Source organism: Jannaschia sp. W003, assembly GCF_025144335.1.
In the GTDB taxonomy this organism is placed as follows: domain Bacteria; phylum Pseudomonadota; class Alphaproteobacteria; order Rhodobacterales; family Rhodobacteraceae; genus Jannaschia.
Window position 1 is genome coordinate 991,315 of record NZ_CP083539.1, and the last position, 12,895, is coordinate 1,004,209.

The 12,895-nt window shown below is 73.1% G+C and carries 21 protein-coding genes and 1 tRNA gene; 14 read left to right on the forward strand and 8 right to left on the reverse strand.

Translation table 11 applies throughout. The features are described from left to right. Nucleotides 1-128 precede the first annotated feature (128 nt). Nucleotides 129-344, reverse strand: a complete 216-nt coding sequence (locus K3554_RS04745) for a DUF6356 family protein (protein WP_259944147.1) — start codon at nt 342-344, stop codon at nt 129-131. Between the two features lie 101 nt (nt 345-445). Between K3554_RS04745 and K3554_RS04750 the strand changes: the two genes are divergently transcribed. Further along, nucleotides 446-907 carry an Lrp/AsnC family transcriptional regulator gene (locus K3554_RS04750; RefSeq protein ID WP_259944149.1) on the forward strand — a complete coding sequence of 154 codons (462 nt, stop codon included), beginning with the start codon at nt 446-448 and terminating at the stop codon, nt 905-907. Nucleotides 908-969: 62 nt separating this feature from the next. Here the strand turns inward: K3554_RS04750 and K3554_RS04755 are convergent, their stop codons facing one another. Then, nucleotides 970-2,121 (reverse strand): hydantoinase/carbamoylase family amidase, encoded by a 1,152-nt coding sequence (locus tag K3554_RS04755; protein ID WP_259944151.1) that lies wholly within the window; start codon nt 2,119-2,121, stop codon nt 970-972. A gap of 100 nt (nt 2,122-2,221) precedes the next feature. Here K3554_RS04755 and K3554_RS04760 point away from each other — a divergent pair, with 100 nt between their 5' ends. Then, nucleotides 2,222-2,821 carry a LysE family translocator gene (locus K3554_RS04760; RefSeq protein ID WP_259944154.1) on the forward strand — a complete coding sequence of 200 codons (600 nt, stop codon included), beginning with the start codon at nt 2,222-2,224 and terminating at the stop codon, nt 2,819-2,821. Here the strand turns inward: K3554_RS04760 and K3554_RS04765 are convergent. After that, nucleotides 2,813-3,310, reverse strand: a complete 498-nt coding sequence (locus K3554_RS04765; RefSeq protein ID WP_259944157.1) for a CreA family protein — start codon at nt 3,308-3,310, stop codon at nt 2,813-2,815. The two genes, K3554_RS04760 and K3554_RS04765, sit on opposite strands and share 9 nt — an antisense overlap. A 115-nt stretch (nt 3,311-3,425) precedes the next feature. On the opposite strand from K3554_RS04765, the gene yghX reads away from it, so the two are divergent. From yghX to K3554_RS04785, 4 genes are all read left to right on the forward strand, one after another. Beyond that, the gene (yghX, locus tag K3554_RS04770; protein WP_259944160.1) at nt 3,426-4,319 is read left to right on the forward strand and encodes a YghX family hydrolase; all 894 of its coding nucleotides are present in this window, start codon (nt 3,426-3,428) and stop codon (nt 4,317-4,319) included. Then, nucleotides 4,316-4,453: a hypothetical protein gene (locus K3554_RS04775; RefSeq protein ID WP_259944163.1), complete on the forward strand. Its 138-nt coding sequence runs from the start codon at nt 4,316-4,318 to the stop codon at nt 4,451-4,453. Before yghX ends, K3554_RS04775 begins: the two co-directional genes overlap by 4 nt. Before the next feature lie 155 nt (nt 4,454-4,608). After that, a complete protein-coding gene (locus tag K3554_RS04780; protein ID WP_259944175.1) occupies nt 4,609-5,265 on the forward strand; it encodes an RluA family pseudouridine synthase in 657 nt (218 codons plus the stop codon). A gap of 62 nt (nt 5,266-5,327) precedes the next feature. Then, complete coding sequence (locus K3554_RS04785; RefSeq protein WP_259944178.1) at nt 5,328-5,984, forward strand: peroxiredoxin; 657 nt, start codon at nt 5,328-5,330, stop codon at nt 5,982-5,984. Between the two features lie 36 nt (nt 5,985-6,020). Here K3554_RS04785 and K3554_RS04790 read toward each other — a convergent pair whose 3' ends face one another. From K3554_RS04790 to K3554_RS04800, 3 genes are all read right to left on the reverse strand, one after another. Continuing rightward, nucleotides 6,021-6,311, reverse strand: coding sequence for an MliC family protein (locus K3554_RS04790; protein ID WP_259944180.1), 291 nt, complete (start codon nt 6,309-6,311; stop codon nt 6,021-6,023). 95 nt (nt 6,312-6,406) lie between these two features. Beyond that, on the reverse strand, nt 6,407-6,532 hold the full coding sequence (gene ykgO / locus K3554_RS04795) for a type B 50S ribosomal protein L36 (RefSeq protein ID WP_010141322.1): 126 nt from the start codon (nt 6,530-6,532) through the stop codon (nt 6,407-6,409). 156 nt (nt 6,533-6,688) lie between these two features. Beyond that, nucleotides 6,689-6,763, reverse strand: a tRNA-Val gene (locus tag K3554_RS04800). 165 nt (nt 6,764-6,928) lie between these two features. Here K3554_RS04800 and K3554_RS04805 point away from each other — a divergent pair. Beyond that, nucleotides 6,929-7,786, forward strand: coding sequence for an N-formylglutamate amidohydrolase (locus K3554_RS04805; protein WP_259944182.1), 858 nt, complete (start codon nt 6,929-6,931; stop codon nt 7,784-7,786). A 3-nt stretch (nt 7,787-7,789) separates the two neighbouring features. Here the strand turns inward: K3554_RS04805 and K3554_RS04810 are convergent, their stop codons facing one another. Further along, a complete protein-coding gene (locus K3554_RS04810) occupies nt 7,790-9,043 on the reverse strand; it encodes a DNA polymerase IV (protein WP_259944183.1) in 1,254 nt (417 codons plus the stop codon). 90 nt (nt 9,044-9,133) lie between these two features. Here K3554_RS04810 and K3554_RS04815 point away from each other — a divergent pair, with 90 nt between their 5' ends. The 7 genes from K3554_RS04815 to K3554_RS04845 all read left to right on the forward strand — a co-directional run bounded on the left by K3554_RS04815 (nt 9,134) and on the right by K3554_RS04845 (nt 12,119). Then, the gene (locus K3554_RS04815; RefSeq protein WP_259944195.1) at nt 9,134-9,463 is read left to right on the forward strand and encodes a hypothetical protein; all 330 of its coding nucleotides are present in this window, start codon (nt 9,134-9,136) and stop codon (nt 9,461-9,463) included. A 65-nt stretch (nt 9,464-9,528) separates the two neighbouring features. Continuing rightward, nucleotides 9,529-9,834, forward strand: coding sequence for a hypothetical protein (locus tag K3554_RS04820; protein WP_259944199.1), 306 nt, complete (start codon nt 9,529-9,531; stop codon nt 9,832-9,834). Nucleotides 9,835-9,891: 57 nt separating this feature from the next. Next, nucleotides 9,892-10,791: an SPFH domain-containing protein gene (locus tag K3554_RS04825; protein ID WP_259944204.1), complete on the forward strand. Its 900-nt coding sequence runs from the start codon at nt 9,892-9,894 to the stop codon at nt 10,789-10,791. After that, a complete protein-coding gene (locus K3554_RS04830) occupies nt 10,788-11,075 on the forward strand; it encodes a hypothetical protein (RefSeq protein ID WP_259944211.1) in 288 nt (95 codons plus the stop codon). The genes K3554_RS04825 and K3554_RS04830 overlap by 4 nt, the downstream gene beginning before the upstream one ends. A 63-nt stretch (nt 11,076-11,138) precedes the next feature. Next, nucleotides 11,139-11,414 carry a hypothetical protein gene (locus K3554_RS04835; protein ID WP_259944212.1) on the forward strand — a complete coding sequence of 92 codons (276 nt, stop codon included), beginning with the start codon at nt 11,139-11,141 and terminating at the stop codon, nt 11,412-11,414. Beyond that, on the forward strand, nt 11,411-11,617 hold the full coding sequence (locus tag K3554_RS04840) for a hypothetical protein (RefSeq protein WP_259944215.1): 207 nt from the start codon (nt 11,411-11,413) through the stop codon (nt 11,615-11,617). Before K3554_RS04835 ends, K3554_RS04840 begins: the two co-directional genes overlap by 4 nt. A gap of 85 nt (nt 11,618-11,702) precedes the next feature. Further along, nucleotides 11,703-12,119, forward strand: a complete 417-nt coding sequence (locus tag K3554_RS04845) for a hypothetical protein (RefSeq protein ID WP_259944216.1) — start codon at nt 11,703-11,705, stop codon at nt 12,117-12,119. Here K3554_RS04845 and pyrF read toward each other — a convergent pair. After that, the gene (gene pyrF / locus K3554_RS04850; RefSeq protein WP_259944219.1) at nt 12,116-12,844 is read right to left on the reverse strand and encodes an orotidine-5'-phosphate decarboxylase; all 729 of its coding nucleotides are present in this window, start codon (nt 12,842-12,844) and stop codon (nt 12,116-12,118) included. The two genes, K3554_RS04845 and pyrF, sit on opposite strands and share 4 nt — an antisense overlap. Between the last annotated feature and the right edge of the window lie 51 nt (nt 12,845-12,895).

The window sequence follows — 12,895 nt, forward strand, 5'->3', positions numbered from 1 at the left end:
GCGTTCAGCAAAGCGCCACGTGCGCCCCGGCCTTGCGCCGAGGTCTTCTCCCGACGAACGCCCTGACTCTGCGGAGCGAAGCGCGACCTCCACCCACGGACCCCGGCGCAAGGCCGGTGCGTGCCCTCCTAATGCCGGCTCGCCAACCGCCCGTGCAGCCGCCGCACGATCCGCGAGGCAGTCGTCTCGAACAGCGGCGGCACCAGCGCGTGCACCAGCGCGGCGCCCGCGGCCAGCGCGAGCGTGCCGGCGAAGCCGAGCGCGAAGCGCATGTGGCCGAAGTAGGTCTCGTCCACCGAGGCGGGGTGGTCGTGGAAGGCGCGAAGGAACTGGGCGGCGGACATGAGGACTCCTGTGTGATCGCAGGAAGGATGCGTGCGCCGACGCGTCAAACGGTCCCAAACCGCATTGCGTTTCGAGCGCGTATCGGGACACCATCCCACGGATGACCCATTCCCTCGACGAAACGGATCGCCGCATCCTGCGCGTCCTCCAGCGCGACGCCGCATCCTCCCTCGACCGCATCGCCGAGGACGTCGCCCTGTCGCGCAACGCCTGCTGGCGCCGCATCCGCCGCATGGAAGACGCGGGCGTGATCCGCGGCCGCGTCGCCCTGCTGGATGCGGGAAAGGTGGGTCTCGGCCTCGCCGCCTTCGTGATGATCCGCGCCGGGCGCCACGACGCCGACTGGCTGGACCGCTTCGCCCGCGCCGTTCGCGCCATGCCCGAGATCCAGGGCGCGCACCGCATGTCGGGCGACCTCGACTACGTGCTGCGCGTCCGAGTGCGCGACATGGCCGACTACGACCGCTTCTACCGCGCGCTCATCGCCCGCGTGCCGATCGCCGACGTGTCGGCGAGCTTCGTGATGGAGGACCTGGTGGACGGGACGGCGCTGCCGGTCTGACGGGGAGGGGGCTCTGCCCCCGGCCTTCGGCCTCCCCCGAGGTATTTGTGAAACGAAGACGGTCAGGCTGCGAGAGTCTTCGCCGCCCGCTCCAGCACCCGCAGGCCGGCGAGGAGGTGCTTCTCGTCCGTGTCCTCGGCGAAGTCGTGGCTGATGCCGCCCTTCGACGGCACGAACAGCATCGCCGCCGGCATGAGGCGGGCGACGTTGGTGGCGTCGTGGAGCGCGCCCGAGGGCATCTCGCGCCACGCGCCGGGCAGTTCGGCCTCCGCGGCCTCCGCGAGGGCGCGGCGGAGCGCGGGGTTCATCGCCGTGGGCGGGAGGCTGGCGGTGTCCGAGACCCGGAGCGCGAGGTCGCCCGCCGCTTCGTCGAGCGCGCCGCGGATCGCCGCCTCCATGTTGTCCAGCCGGGCGGCGTCGGCGTCGCGCCACTGCACCGTGAAGCGTACCTCGCCCGGCACGGCGGAGGCGGCGTTAGGGTGGAGGGCCACGTGCCCCACCGTCCACACGCTGTCCGGCGTCACCAGCGGCGCGAGGGCGGCGTCGATGGCCGCGCTCGCCCGCACCAGCCCCGCGAAGGCGTCGCGGCGCAGGCGCATCGGCGTGGTGCCGGCGTGGTTCTGCTGGCCCCGGAGTGTCACCGTGAACTGCCGCAGCCCGACGATGGCCGTGACCACGCCCACGCTCTCGCCGGCAGCATCTAGCACCGGCCCCTGCTCGATGTGCGGCTCCACGTAGGCGCGGAAACTGTTGGGGTCGGGGAAGTCGCCCGTCGCGGGCAGGGCCTGCCGGGCGTCAGCGAAGCGCGTGCCGTCGAGCGCCACGAGCCGGTCCGCCGCCTCGAGCGACAGCGCGCCCGACCAGATCTCGGACCCCGTGGTCGCGCCGAACCGCCCCTCCTCGTCCTGGAACGCCACCACAGACACCTCCGGGTTCCCCCGCGCCACCGCGAGCGCGGCCATCACTCCGTAGGTCCCGTCGAGCCAGCCGCCCTCGGGCTGGGTGTCGACGTGCGAGCCCATCAGGAGCGGCCCCCGCAGGCCCCAGACGTTGCCGGCGGGGTCGATGCGCGGCTCCAGCCCGGCCGCCTCGAAGCGCTCCGCGAGCCAGAGCCGCGCGCGCACGTCGTCGGGCGAGAAGGCGGGGCGGACGACGCCGGTGCCGCGCGCGCCGATGGCGCGCAGGGCGGAGAGGTCATCGAGAAGGTCGGACATGAGGGCCTCGCATCGGGTATCCCCCCGTTCTATGCCCCCGGGCGCGGCACGCGCCACCCGGGCGCTTGACCCACGGCCGGGCGTGCGTCAGCGCGGGCGCATGACCTTCCACGACTGGCTGATCTTCGCGGGCTTCTGGGCGGTCTTCGTCACCTCGCCGGGACCGAACGCGGCGAACTGCATCCTCGCCGGCTGGAGCGCGGGCTTGCCCCGCGCGCTGTGGTGCGTGGCGGCGATCCTGACGCAGGCCTCGGCCTTCCTCGCCCTCGCCGCCACCGGGGCGGGCGCGCTGCTCGCCGCAGCACCGGAGGCCTTCGCCGCCGTGCGGCTGGCGGGCGCGGCGGTGCTGGTGGGCTTCGGCGTGCTGGCTTGGGTGCGGGCGGGCAGGGCGGTGGAGCCGCCGCCGCCGGGCGGGCGCCTCTACCTCCGGGCGCTCGCCATCGCCACGTTCAACGCCAAGTCGCTGGCCGGCTACCTCGCCGCCTTCACGCAGTTCGTGCGCACGGACGTCGCCATGGCGGCGCAGATGACGTGGATCGCGCCCACCGCCCTCACGCTCACGGCGCTCAGCTACACCGGATGGACCGCGCTCGGCGCCTGGCTGGGGCGCCGCGCGCTGGGCGTGGTGGCGAGCCTTTGGCTCCGCCGCGCGCTCGCCGCCTGCCTCGTGGCCTACGGCGTGGCGCTGGCCTTACTCTGAGGCGGGCGCGGCCATCTGCGCCCCATAGAGCGGCACGGTCGAGATCGACATCTTGGCCGAGCCTTCCGTCAGCTCCTGCGCGTGGACGAGGTAGATCAGCGTCTGGTTCGGCTCGTCGAAGATGCGCTTGATGCGCAAGCTCTTGAGGATGATCGAGCGGCTCTCGCGGAACACCTGCTCGCCGTCCTCGGAGCGGTCGATGTCGCCTACCCGGATCGGCCCGGTCTGGCGGCAGGCGATCGAGGCGTTGGACGGGTCCTCGAACCAGTTGCCCTGGCTCAGGCGGTCGATCAGCGAGCGCTCGAAGTAGGCGATGTGGCAGGTCACGCCCTCGACCTTGGGATCGGCGATGGCGTCGATGATGATGTCGTTGCCGACCCAGTCGACGCCGACCTCGCCCACCTGCTCGGCGTGAGCGGTGACGGCGGCGGTGGCGGCGAAAATGGGCAGGGCGAGCGCCGTGGCGGCGCGGCGGATGGTGCGGTTCATGTGGCGGGTCCCCCGGGGTGTGCCGTTCACAATCCATGTGTCGCGCCACGGTTCCCTCTCGGCCCCTGCGGCGGACGCGCTATGCTCCGGTCATCCAAAGGGAAGGGAGCACGCCATGCGCCGCATGACCGCCAAGGACTTCGATCAGGACCTGCTCGACCTCTACGACTTCTACGCCCATGGGCGGATCACCAAGCGTGAGTTCATGGACCGCGCAGGGAAGTGGGCCGTGGGCGGCCTGACGGCGGCGGCGATCCTCCACCAGCTCAGCCCGAACTACGCGCTGGCGCAGCAGGTGGCCGAGGACGACCCCTCGATCAGCGGCGAGGACATCACCTATCCCAGCCCGAACGGCCACGGCGAGGTGAACGGCTACCTCGTGCGTCCCTCGGGCGCCGACCCCGAGAACCCGCCCGCCGCCGTGCTGGTGGTGCACGAGAACCGTGGCCTGAACCCCTACATCCGCGACGTGGCGCGCCGCATGGCCAAGGCGGGCTTCGTGGCGCTCGCCCCCGACGGGTTGACGAGCGTGGGCGGCTACCCCGGCACCGACGACGAGGGGCGCGCGCTGCAGCAGACCGTGGACGGCGAGAAGCTGATGAACGACTTCTTCGCCGGGTTCGAGCACCTCAAGGGGCTGGAGGGCACGAACGGCAAGGTGGGAGCCACGGGCTTCTGCTACGGCGGCGGCGTGGTGAACGCGCTGGCGGTCGCCTACCCGGAGCTCGACGCGGGCGTGCCCTTCTACGGCCGCCAGCCGAGCGCCGAGGACGTCGCCCGCATCGAGGCGCCGCTGCTCGTGCAGCTCGCCGCGCTCGACAGCCGCATCAACGAGGGCTGGCCCGCCTTCCAGAAGGCGCTGGAAGAGAACGACAAGCGCTACGAGGCGCACATCTACCCGGACGTGAACCACGGCTTCCACAACGACACCACGCCCCGCTACGACGAGGCCGCCGCCCGGCTGGCCGAGGAGCGCACCGTCGCGTGGTTCCGCGTCTACCTGGCGTGACGGCGGCGGCGGAGTTCGCCGCCTCGGTCTCGTGGCTGGGCTGGGCGGCGATCGTGCTGGCGCTCTACGGGCTCGCGCATCTGCCGCGTTCCTTGCGCGAGATGTGGCGCCGGCTGTGGAAGGGGCGGGACTGACGATCCCGCAGCACGCCCCGGACCTGATCCGGGGTCTCTGCCCGCCGCCGGCGCTGCCGCCCCGGAGCGAGGCGCATAGTGCGCCCCGAGGCCCCGGCGCAGGGCCGACCCGACCCACTGGCCCTCGCCTCCCGCCCGCGCTAGAGGCCGCCGCCATGCCCGTCGCCGTCGGAGACTACGCGCCCCCCGAGGGGCCCATCCCCATCGTTCACGAGGACGCGCACGTCCTCGTGGTCGACAAGCCCCACGGCCTGCTCTCCGTGCCGGGCCGGGGCGAGCATCTGGCCGACTGCCTCGTCTCGCGCCTCCAGACGATCCGCCCCGAGGTGCTGCTGTGCCACCGGCTCGACCGGGACACGTCGGGCATCATGGTCTTCGCGCTGACCAAGGAGGCGCAGCGCCGCTTGGGCCGCGCGTTCGAGACCCGGCGCATCGCCAAGCGCTACCACGCCCGCGTGTGGGGCGGCGTGGCGGAGCCCAGGGGCACCGTGGACCTGCCGCTGATCGTGGACTGGGAGAACCGCCCGAAGCAGCATGTGAACCACGAGCGCGGCAAGCCCTCCGTCACCGACTGGGAACGGGTCGCCGTGGAAGGCGGCACCACGCGGATGCGGCTGGTGCCGCGCACGGGGCGCTCGCACCAGCTGCGCGTCCACATGAGGGAGATCGGCCACCCGATCCTGGGCGATCCGTTCTACGCGGACGGCCCGGCGCGGGACTTCGACCGCCTGATGCTCCACGCCGAGGGGCTCAAGTTCGCGCATCCGATCACCGACAAGGTGATGCGTCTCGAGGTGCCGCCCCCCTTCTGACGGGCCTTCCGTCCGGCGCCCGAGGGGTTATCTGAGGGGGACACGCACCAGAGGAGGCTGCCATGTCCCTGCGCATCAACCAGACCGTGCCCGACTTCGAGGCCGAGACCACCGACGGCACGATCCGCTTCCACGACTGGATCGGCGACTCGTGGGCGATCCTGTTCTCGCACCCCAAGGACTTCACGCCCGTCTGCACCACCGAGTTCGGCGCCGTGGCGCAACTCGCCGACGAGTGGGAGCGGCGCGGCGTGAAGGTGATCGGCATCTCCGTGGACGACGCCGACAGCCACCGCCGCTGGAAGGGCGATATCGAGACGTTCGGTGGCGCAAAGGCCGGCTTCCCGATCATCGCCGACGAAGATCTGAAGATCTCCAAGGCCTACGACATGCTCCCCGAGGACGCCTATCTGCCCGACGGGCGCACGCCCAACGACACCGCCACGGTGCGCTCGGTCTACGTGATCGGGCCGGACAAGCAGCTCAAGCTGTCGATGACCTACCCGATGAACGTGGGCCGCAACTTCGCCGAGGTGCTGCGCGCGGTGGACGCGTTGCAGGCCGCCGCCAAGCACGGCATCGCGATGCCGGCCAACTGGGAGCGGGGCCAGGACGTCGTGATCCCGGCCACGGTGTCGGACGAGGACGCGAAGGCCAAGTTCGGGCAGTTCACCACGCACTTCCCCTACCTGCGCACCACGGCCGACCCGTCGGCCTGAGGGCGCCCCGGCGGCGCGGCACCCGCGCCGCCGCACTCAGACGTTGCGGTTGACCAGCCGGCAGGGGGCGCTGGTGCCCTTGCGCTGGATCATCGCCTCGTCGCCCCGCTCGTACCAGATCAGGCCGTCGGCGACGTAGCGCGTGCCGGCGTCCACGGGGCGGCGCCAGACGCCCCGGTGCTCGCCCGTGGAGAGGGTGAGGCGCGCGCCGCGGGGCGAGCGGTCCACGAGCACGCCGAGCCCGCCGTCGCAGGCATAGAGGTCGCGCGCGGGCGGCACCTGGACGCAGGCGGCGAGGAGCAGGACGGCGAGCAGGAACGGGCGCATGGGGCCCGATAGCAGAACGGCCGCCCCGGAGGGCGGCCGTTCTGTCTAGAGTTCGACGGATCGGGCGCGCGCGGCGGCGTCCCGTCCCGCGCGCCTCAGCCCTGACGGGCCTTGAAGCGGCGCTGGGTCTTGTTGATCACGTAGACTCGGCCCTTGCGGCGCACGACGCGGCAATCGCGGTGACGCTGCTTGAGCGAGCGGAGCGAGTTGCGAACCTTCATGGCAGCTCTCCTTTCGCGGCGCGGCACTGCGCCTTCGGGTTTCGTGCCCCGGACGGGGCGGGTGGATGGGGCGCCTCGAACGCGATCCTTCCTTGCGGAAGGACGCGGGCGTCGTCCCCGGCTGGACCATCCGACACTTCCTTCGGAAGTGCGGAGTGGTGGGCGATACTGGGATCGAACCAGTGACCCCTTCGATGTCAACGAAGTGCTCTACCGCTGAGCTAATCGCCCCCTCAACGCCACCGGGCCGCGGGAACCCGCGGCCCGGTGGCGCATTGGTGGCGGGTGGATAGTGCCATTCGCAGGGCCGTGCAAGGGGCCTTTCCGACCCCTCCACCCCCCCTTTGCCGGACCCCTCGGCGCGGAGTATGCAGACGCAGTCAGGAGAGGCGCCGAATGTCCGATACCCCCTTCCGCCTCGTGCGGCCCGAGCGCTGCGCGGCGCCTCTCGTGGTGGCCTCGCCGCATTCGGGGCGGGCCTACGGGGGGGCGTTCATGGCCTCCACCGTGCTCGACGAGCGGCGCATCCGCTCGTCGGAGGACGCCTACGTGGACCTCCTGCTGGAGCGGGTGCCGGATCTCGGCGTGCCCCTGCTCGCCGCGGAGGTGCCGCGCGCCTTCGTGGACCTCAACCGCGCCGAGTGCGAGCTGGACCCTGCGCTGGTGCTGGGCGTCGACCGGCGCGGAACCAACCCGCGCGTGACCTCGGGCCTCGGCGTGATCCCCCGCGTGGTGGCGCAGGGCCGTGCGATCTACGCGGGCAAGATCCCGCGCGAGGAGGCGGCGCGGCGCATCCGCGAGGTGTGGCACCCCTACCACGGGCAGCTCGCCGCGCTGATGGACGAGGCCGCCGCGGTCCACGGGCAGGCGGTGCTGCTCGACGTCCACTCCATGCCCCACGAGGCGATCGAGAGCGCGGCGCCGCGCGGTCGTGCGCCCGAGGTGGTGATCGGCGACCGTTTCGGCGCCAGCGCCGGGGCCTGGCTCAGCGAGGGGGTCGAGGCGATCTTCGCCGACCTCGGCCTGCGGGTGGCCCGCAACGCGCCCTTCGCCGGCGCCTACGTGTGCCAAGCCTACGGGCGCCCCGAGCGGGGACGCCACGCGATCCAGATCGAGATCGACCGGGCCCTCTACATGGACGAGGCGGCGCTGCGGCCCTCGGCCGACTTCGATGCGGTGTGCGGCCTCGTGACCGAGGCGGTGCGCCGGGTGCGCGACCTCGCCGTCGGAGAGCGCCGCATCGCCGCCGAGTAGCCGCTACCGCAGCGCGCGTCCCTTGCGGATGGCGTCCGTGCCGAAGCGCGCGCGGATGGCGTCCGTCGCGCGCTCCGCTGCGGCCCGCACCCCCGCGCCCGGGTCGAGCAGGTCGCCCGCCCGGTCCGCCGCCGCCGCCGGCGCCAGGTCCGACACGCCCACGCCGATCAGCCGCACGTCGCCCGTCGCGCCCTCGGCGTCGAGCAGGGCGCGCGCGGTGCGGTAGATGCGATCGCCGAGCTGCGTGGGCTCGCCCAGCGAGGTGCGCCGCGTGAGGGTCCGGAAGTCCGCGCGCTTGAGCTTCAGCGTCACGGTGCGCCCCGCGAGCTCCTTGGCCTTGCACCGGTCCGAGACCTGCTCGGCCAGGCGCCAGAGATGGCCGTCGAGCACGTCGGCATCGTGGGTGTTCTCGCCGAACGTGGTCTCCTTGGAGATCGACTTCGGGACGCGCCCCGCGCGCACGGGCCGCGCGTCGATCCCCCTTGCCAGGTGCCACAGCCGGTCCCCCATCGCGCCGAAGCGGTGGCCGAGGTCCTTGCGGTCCCAGCGGCGCAGGTCGGCCACGGTGCGGATGCCGGCCCGCTCCAGCGCGGCCTGCCCGGCGACGCCCACGCCCCAGATCACGCCCACGGGCTTCGGGGCCAGGAACGCCTCGGCCTCGGCCTCGCCGATCACCGAGAAGCCGCGCGGCTTGTCGAGGTCGGAGGCGATCTTGGCCAGGAACTTGTTGTGGCTCAGCCCGACGGACCCGGTGATGCCCAGCTCCTCGTCCATCCGCCGCACCAGCCGCGCGAGGCTGACGGCGGGCGGCACGCCGTGGAGACGCTCGGTGCCGCGAAGGTCCAGGAACGCCTCGTCGAGGCTGAGCGGCTCGACGGCCGGCGTCAACGCCTCCATCATCGCGCGGATGCGGGCCGACACCTCGGCGTAGAGCGACATCCGCCCCTTCAGCACCACAGCGTCGGGGCAGAGCTCCAGCGCCCGGAACATCGGCATCGCCGAGCGCACGCCGCGCACCCGCGCCACGTAGCAGCAGGTCATCACCACGCCGCGCCGCCCGCCGCCGATCACCACCGGCTTGTCGGCCAGCTCCGGGCGGTCGCGCTTCTCGACGCTGGCGTAGAAGGCGTCGCAGTCCATGTGCGCGATGCCCAGGGAGAACAGCGCGGGGTGGCTGGTCACGCGCGGCGAGCGGCACCGGGGGCAGCGCCGCCCGGCGTCGAAGGCGTGGAGGCAGGCGCGGCACAGTGACGGCATGGCCACAGCCTACACCGGGGAGGGGGGGATTCGGAACGGGGGGAGGGGGAGGGACGTTCCGCTCCCGCACACCACTCCAAGGAGGCCACCATGGCCGATCGCGACCACACCACCACGACCACCACCACCGGTGCCACGCCGCCGCCAAGCACCGTCCACACCACCCATGTCGAGAGCACGCGCGGCGGCAGCGGCGGCTCGTCGGCGCTCTGGCTCATCGTCGGCGGCGTGCTCGCCGCGGTGCTGATCTTCTGGCTGCTGGGCATCGGCTTCGACAGCGCGGACGGCGGCGGCGACGCGGGCGGCGTGACCGTCAACGTCGAGGGCGCCGGTGAGGCCGTGGGCGATGCCGTCGAAGGCGGCGCGGCCGCCGTGGGCGGTGCCGTCGAGGGCGGCGCGGAGGCCGTCACCGGCAACTAGGGCCGGGCAGGCCGGCGGAACGCGCGCATCCGGCGCGCGTTCCCCTTCCCGAGGAGGACCGCCCCATGACCCGCGAGCACGACGACACCTACCGCCCCGAGACCGACGCCGAACGCGGGGGCGACGCGCGCCGCGACCCCACGCTCTCGCCCGAGGCGCGCCGCGCCGCCGACGCCGAGGCGCAGCCGCACCACGTCACCGAAAGCCCCTCCAGCGGCGCCCATGCCGCGGTCGAGGCACCCGCGCCGGGGCAGGGCCGCAAGCTCTGGATGGTGCTCGGCGCCGTGATCCTCGTGGCGCTGCTGTTCCTCGTGTTCGGCGGCTTGGGCGACGAGGCGGGCGAGCCCGACGCCGTCGTCGTGACCGAGTAGCCTTCCACCCGCTCCGCCCTGCGCTTACCTACGGGCAGGGCTGCAGGAGAGCGCGCGATGGAATCGTTCGAGACGGAGTTGGCGGCGTTCGCCGGTGCCAACGTGGTGCTGATCGCGGTCGCGGTCTTCGTGATCCTGTGCCTGCTTCTGGGCGTTCGGATCGTGCCGCAGTCCGAGAAGTACGTGGTGGAGCGCTTCGGCCGCCTGCGCTCGGTGTTGGGGCCGGGCATCAACCTGATCGTGCCGTTCCTCGACCGCGTGCGCCACAAGGTCTCGATCCTCGAGCGGCAGCTCCCGAACTCCGAGCAGGACGCGATCACCCGCGACAACGTGCTGGTGAACGTGGAGACCTCCGTCTTCTACCGCATCCTCCACCCCGAGAAGACCGTGTACCGCATCCGCGACGTGGACGGCGCCATCGCCACCACCGTGGCCGGCATCGTGCGCGCCGAGATCGGCATGATGGAGCTGGACGAGGTGCAGTCGAACCGCGCCGAGCTGATCGGAAAAATCAAGGCGCAGGTCGAGGATGCGGTGGACGACTGGGGGATCGAGGTGACGCGCGCCGAGGTGCTCGACGTGAACCTCGACCAGGCCACGCGCGACGCCATGCTCCAGCAGCTCAACGCCGAGCGGGCGCGGCGCGCGCAGGTCACCGAGGCCGAGGGTCGCAAGCGCGCCGTGGAGCTGGCCGCCGACGCGCAGCTCTATGCCGCCGAGCGCGAGGCCGAGGCCCGTCGCGTCAGCGCCGACGCCGAGGCCTACGCCACCGAGGTCGTGGCCCGCGCCATCGCCGATCACGGGCTGGAGGCGGCGCAGTACCAAGTGGCGCTGAAGCAGGTCGAGGCGCTGGTGGCGCTGGGCGGGGGCGAGGGCAAGCAGACCGTGGTGGTGCCCGCCGCCGCGCTCGACGCCTTCGGCGAGGCCTTCGCGATGCTGCGGGGGCGCAAGACGTGATCGGGCTCTGGTGGGTCTGGGCACTGGGCGCCGTGGCGCTGCTGGTTGTGGAGGTGCTGGTGCCGGGCCACGTGGCGCTGGGCTTCGCGATCGGGGCGGGGCTCGTCGCGCTCGGCCTCCTGTCGGGCCTGCTCGGCGCCGCGCTGCCGCTCGCGGGCGGCGCCGGCGGGGCGCTGCTGCTCGTGGCCTTCGCGGCCCTGTCCCTCGTCGCGTGGCTCGGCCTGCGCGCCGTGCTGGGCGCGCCGGGCCGCGCCGAGACCTTCGAGGACGACGTGAACGACTGACGGTCTCGGAACCCTCGGGCGCGCGGGGCCGTTTGCCGGGCAACCCACGCGAGGAGATCCGCCATGGCCCGAGCCGCCAAACGAACCGACGCCCTGCCGCGCCACCGCGAGCACTCCGTGCGCGCCTCGGCCACCCGCTACGCGCTGATCGGCGTGCCGATCGTGATCGCGGGCCTCGTGCTGTGGTACCTCGCCGCGACCTTCCTGGTGGCCCCCACCATCGACGGCCCTGCCGCGGACGACGTGCAGGGTCTCGCCACCACCACCGTCGAGGAGCTGGTGATCGGCGGCGAGGAGGTGGCGCCCAACGATCCCGCCGCGGAGGCGGTGGACCAATGAACGAGCCCCTGAAACCCGTCCGCCCGCCCGAGAGTTCGCGCCGCGGCGGCGCCGCGATCTGGATCGGCGTGGGCGTGATCGTGCTGCTGGCCGTCGCAATGTTCGGCTTCCTGGCCGAGCCCGAGGGCCGCGTCGGCGACGACCTCGCGCCGCCGGGGGCGGTGCTCGTGGACGAGGGCGCGGCGGTGGGCGCAGGCGACTAGGCGCCGACGGAGTGGACGCCGGGGAACTTTCCCCCTGAACCCAGCCGTTTAGTCTCCATACCCCTGTCCCCGAGGAGGCATCCCCATGGCCGTCGACAACACCCCGCCCCGCGCCGGCAACCGCGTCTCGCCGACCGATCCCCGCCCCGCCGGCACGCTGCACGAGGGCCAGCCGGTCCACGACGAGCGCACCGCCGCGACCCGTGCCGATCACGGCACCACCACCACGCGCACGACGACCCACGAGACGCGTCGCGGCACCTCGCCGTGGGTCTGGGTCGCCGTGGCCGCCGCCGTGATCCTGCTGCTCCTGCTGTTCTGGCCGTTCGGCGCCGAGGAGGCCGCGCTGGTTCCCGATGCCACGCCCGAGGTGGTCGCCACCGATCCCGACATCACCGTCGAGGGCACGGACGCCACCGTGGTCGAGGGCACCGTCGCCGGCCAAGAGGCGGGCGACGACACCGTCGTGACCACCGTTCCGGTGGTGCCCGTCGAGAACTAGGCGCGCGGCGGCAGGCCGGCCACGATCGCCTCGGCCACGGCCCTCGGGTCCGCGGCCGCGTGCACGGGCCGGCCCACCACCACGTGATCGGCGCCCGCCCGGATCGCCCGGGCGGGCGTCTCCGTGCGCTTCTGGTCGCCCATGGCCGAGCCTTCGGGCCGCACGCCGGGGGTGACGATCAGCCGGCCCGCCGCCTCGGGCAGGGCGCGGATCATGGCCGCTTCCTGCGGCGAGGCGATCACCCCGTCCGCCCCCGCCTCGAAGGCCCGCATGGCGCGGGTCGCCACGAGGTCGGGGATCGTGCCCGCCTCGATCTGCGCGGCATCCAGGTCCGCGCGGTCGAGCGAGGTCAGCACCGTCACGGCCAGGATCTTGGTGTCGCCCTTGGTCTGCGCCGCGGCACGGACCACGTGCGGGTCGCCGTGCACCGTCAGGAAGTCGTGCCCGAAGCGCGCCAGCCCGCGCACCGCCGCCTCCACGGTGACGCCGATGTCGAACAGCTTCAGGTCGAGGAAGATGCGCTTGCCGTGCTCGTCGCGCAGCTCGTTGGCCAGTGCCAGCCCGCCGCCCGTCAGCATGCCCAACCCGATCTTGTAGAACGACACCGCGTCACCGAGGCGCCCCGCCATCTCCAGGCCGGCCAGCGCGTCTGGCAGGTCGAGGGCGACGATCAGGCGGTCGTCGGCGAGCGTGGCGGTGGGGGGCATGGCGGGTTCGGGGGTCATGGCGCGGCTCCGTTGGGATGGGGCCGCCTTCTCGCGCCGAAGACCGGGGGT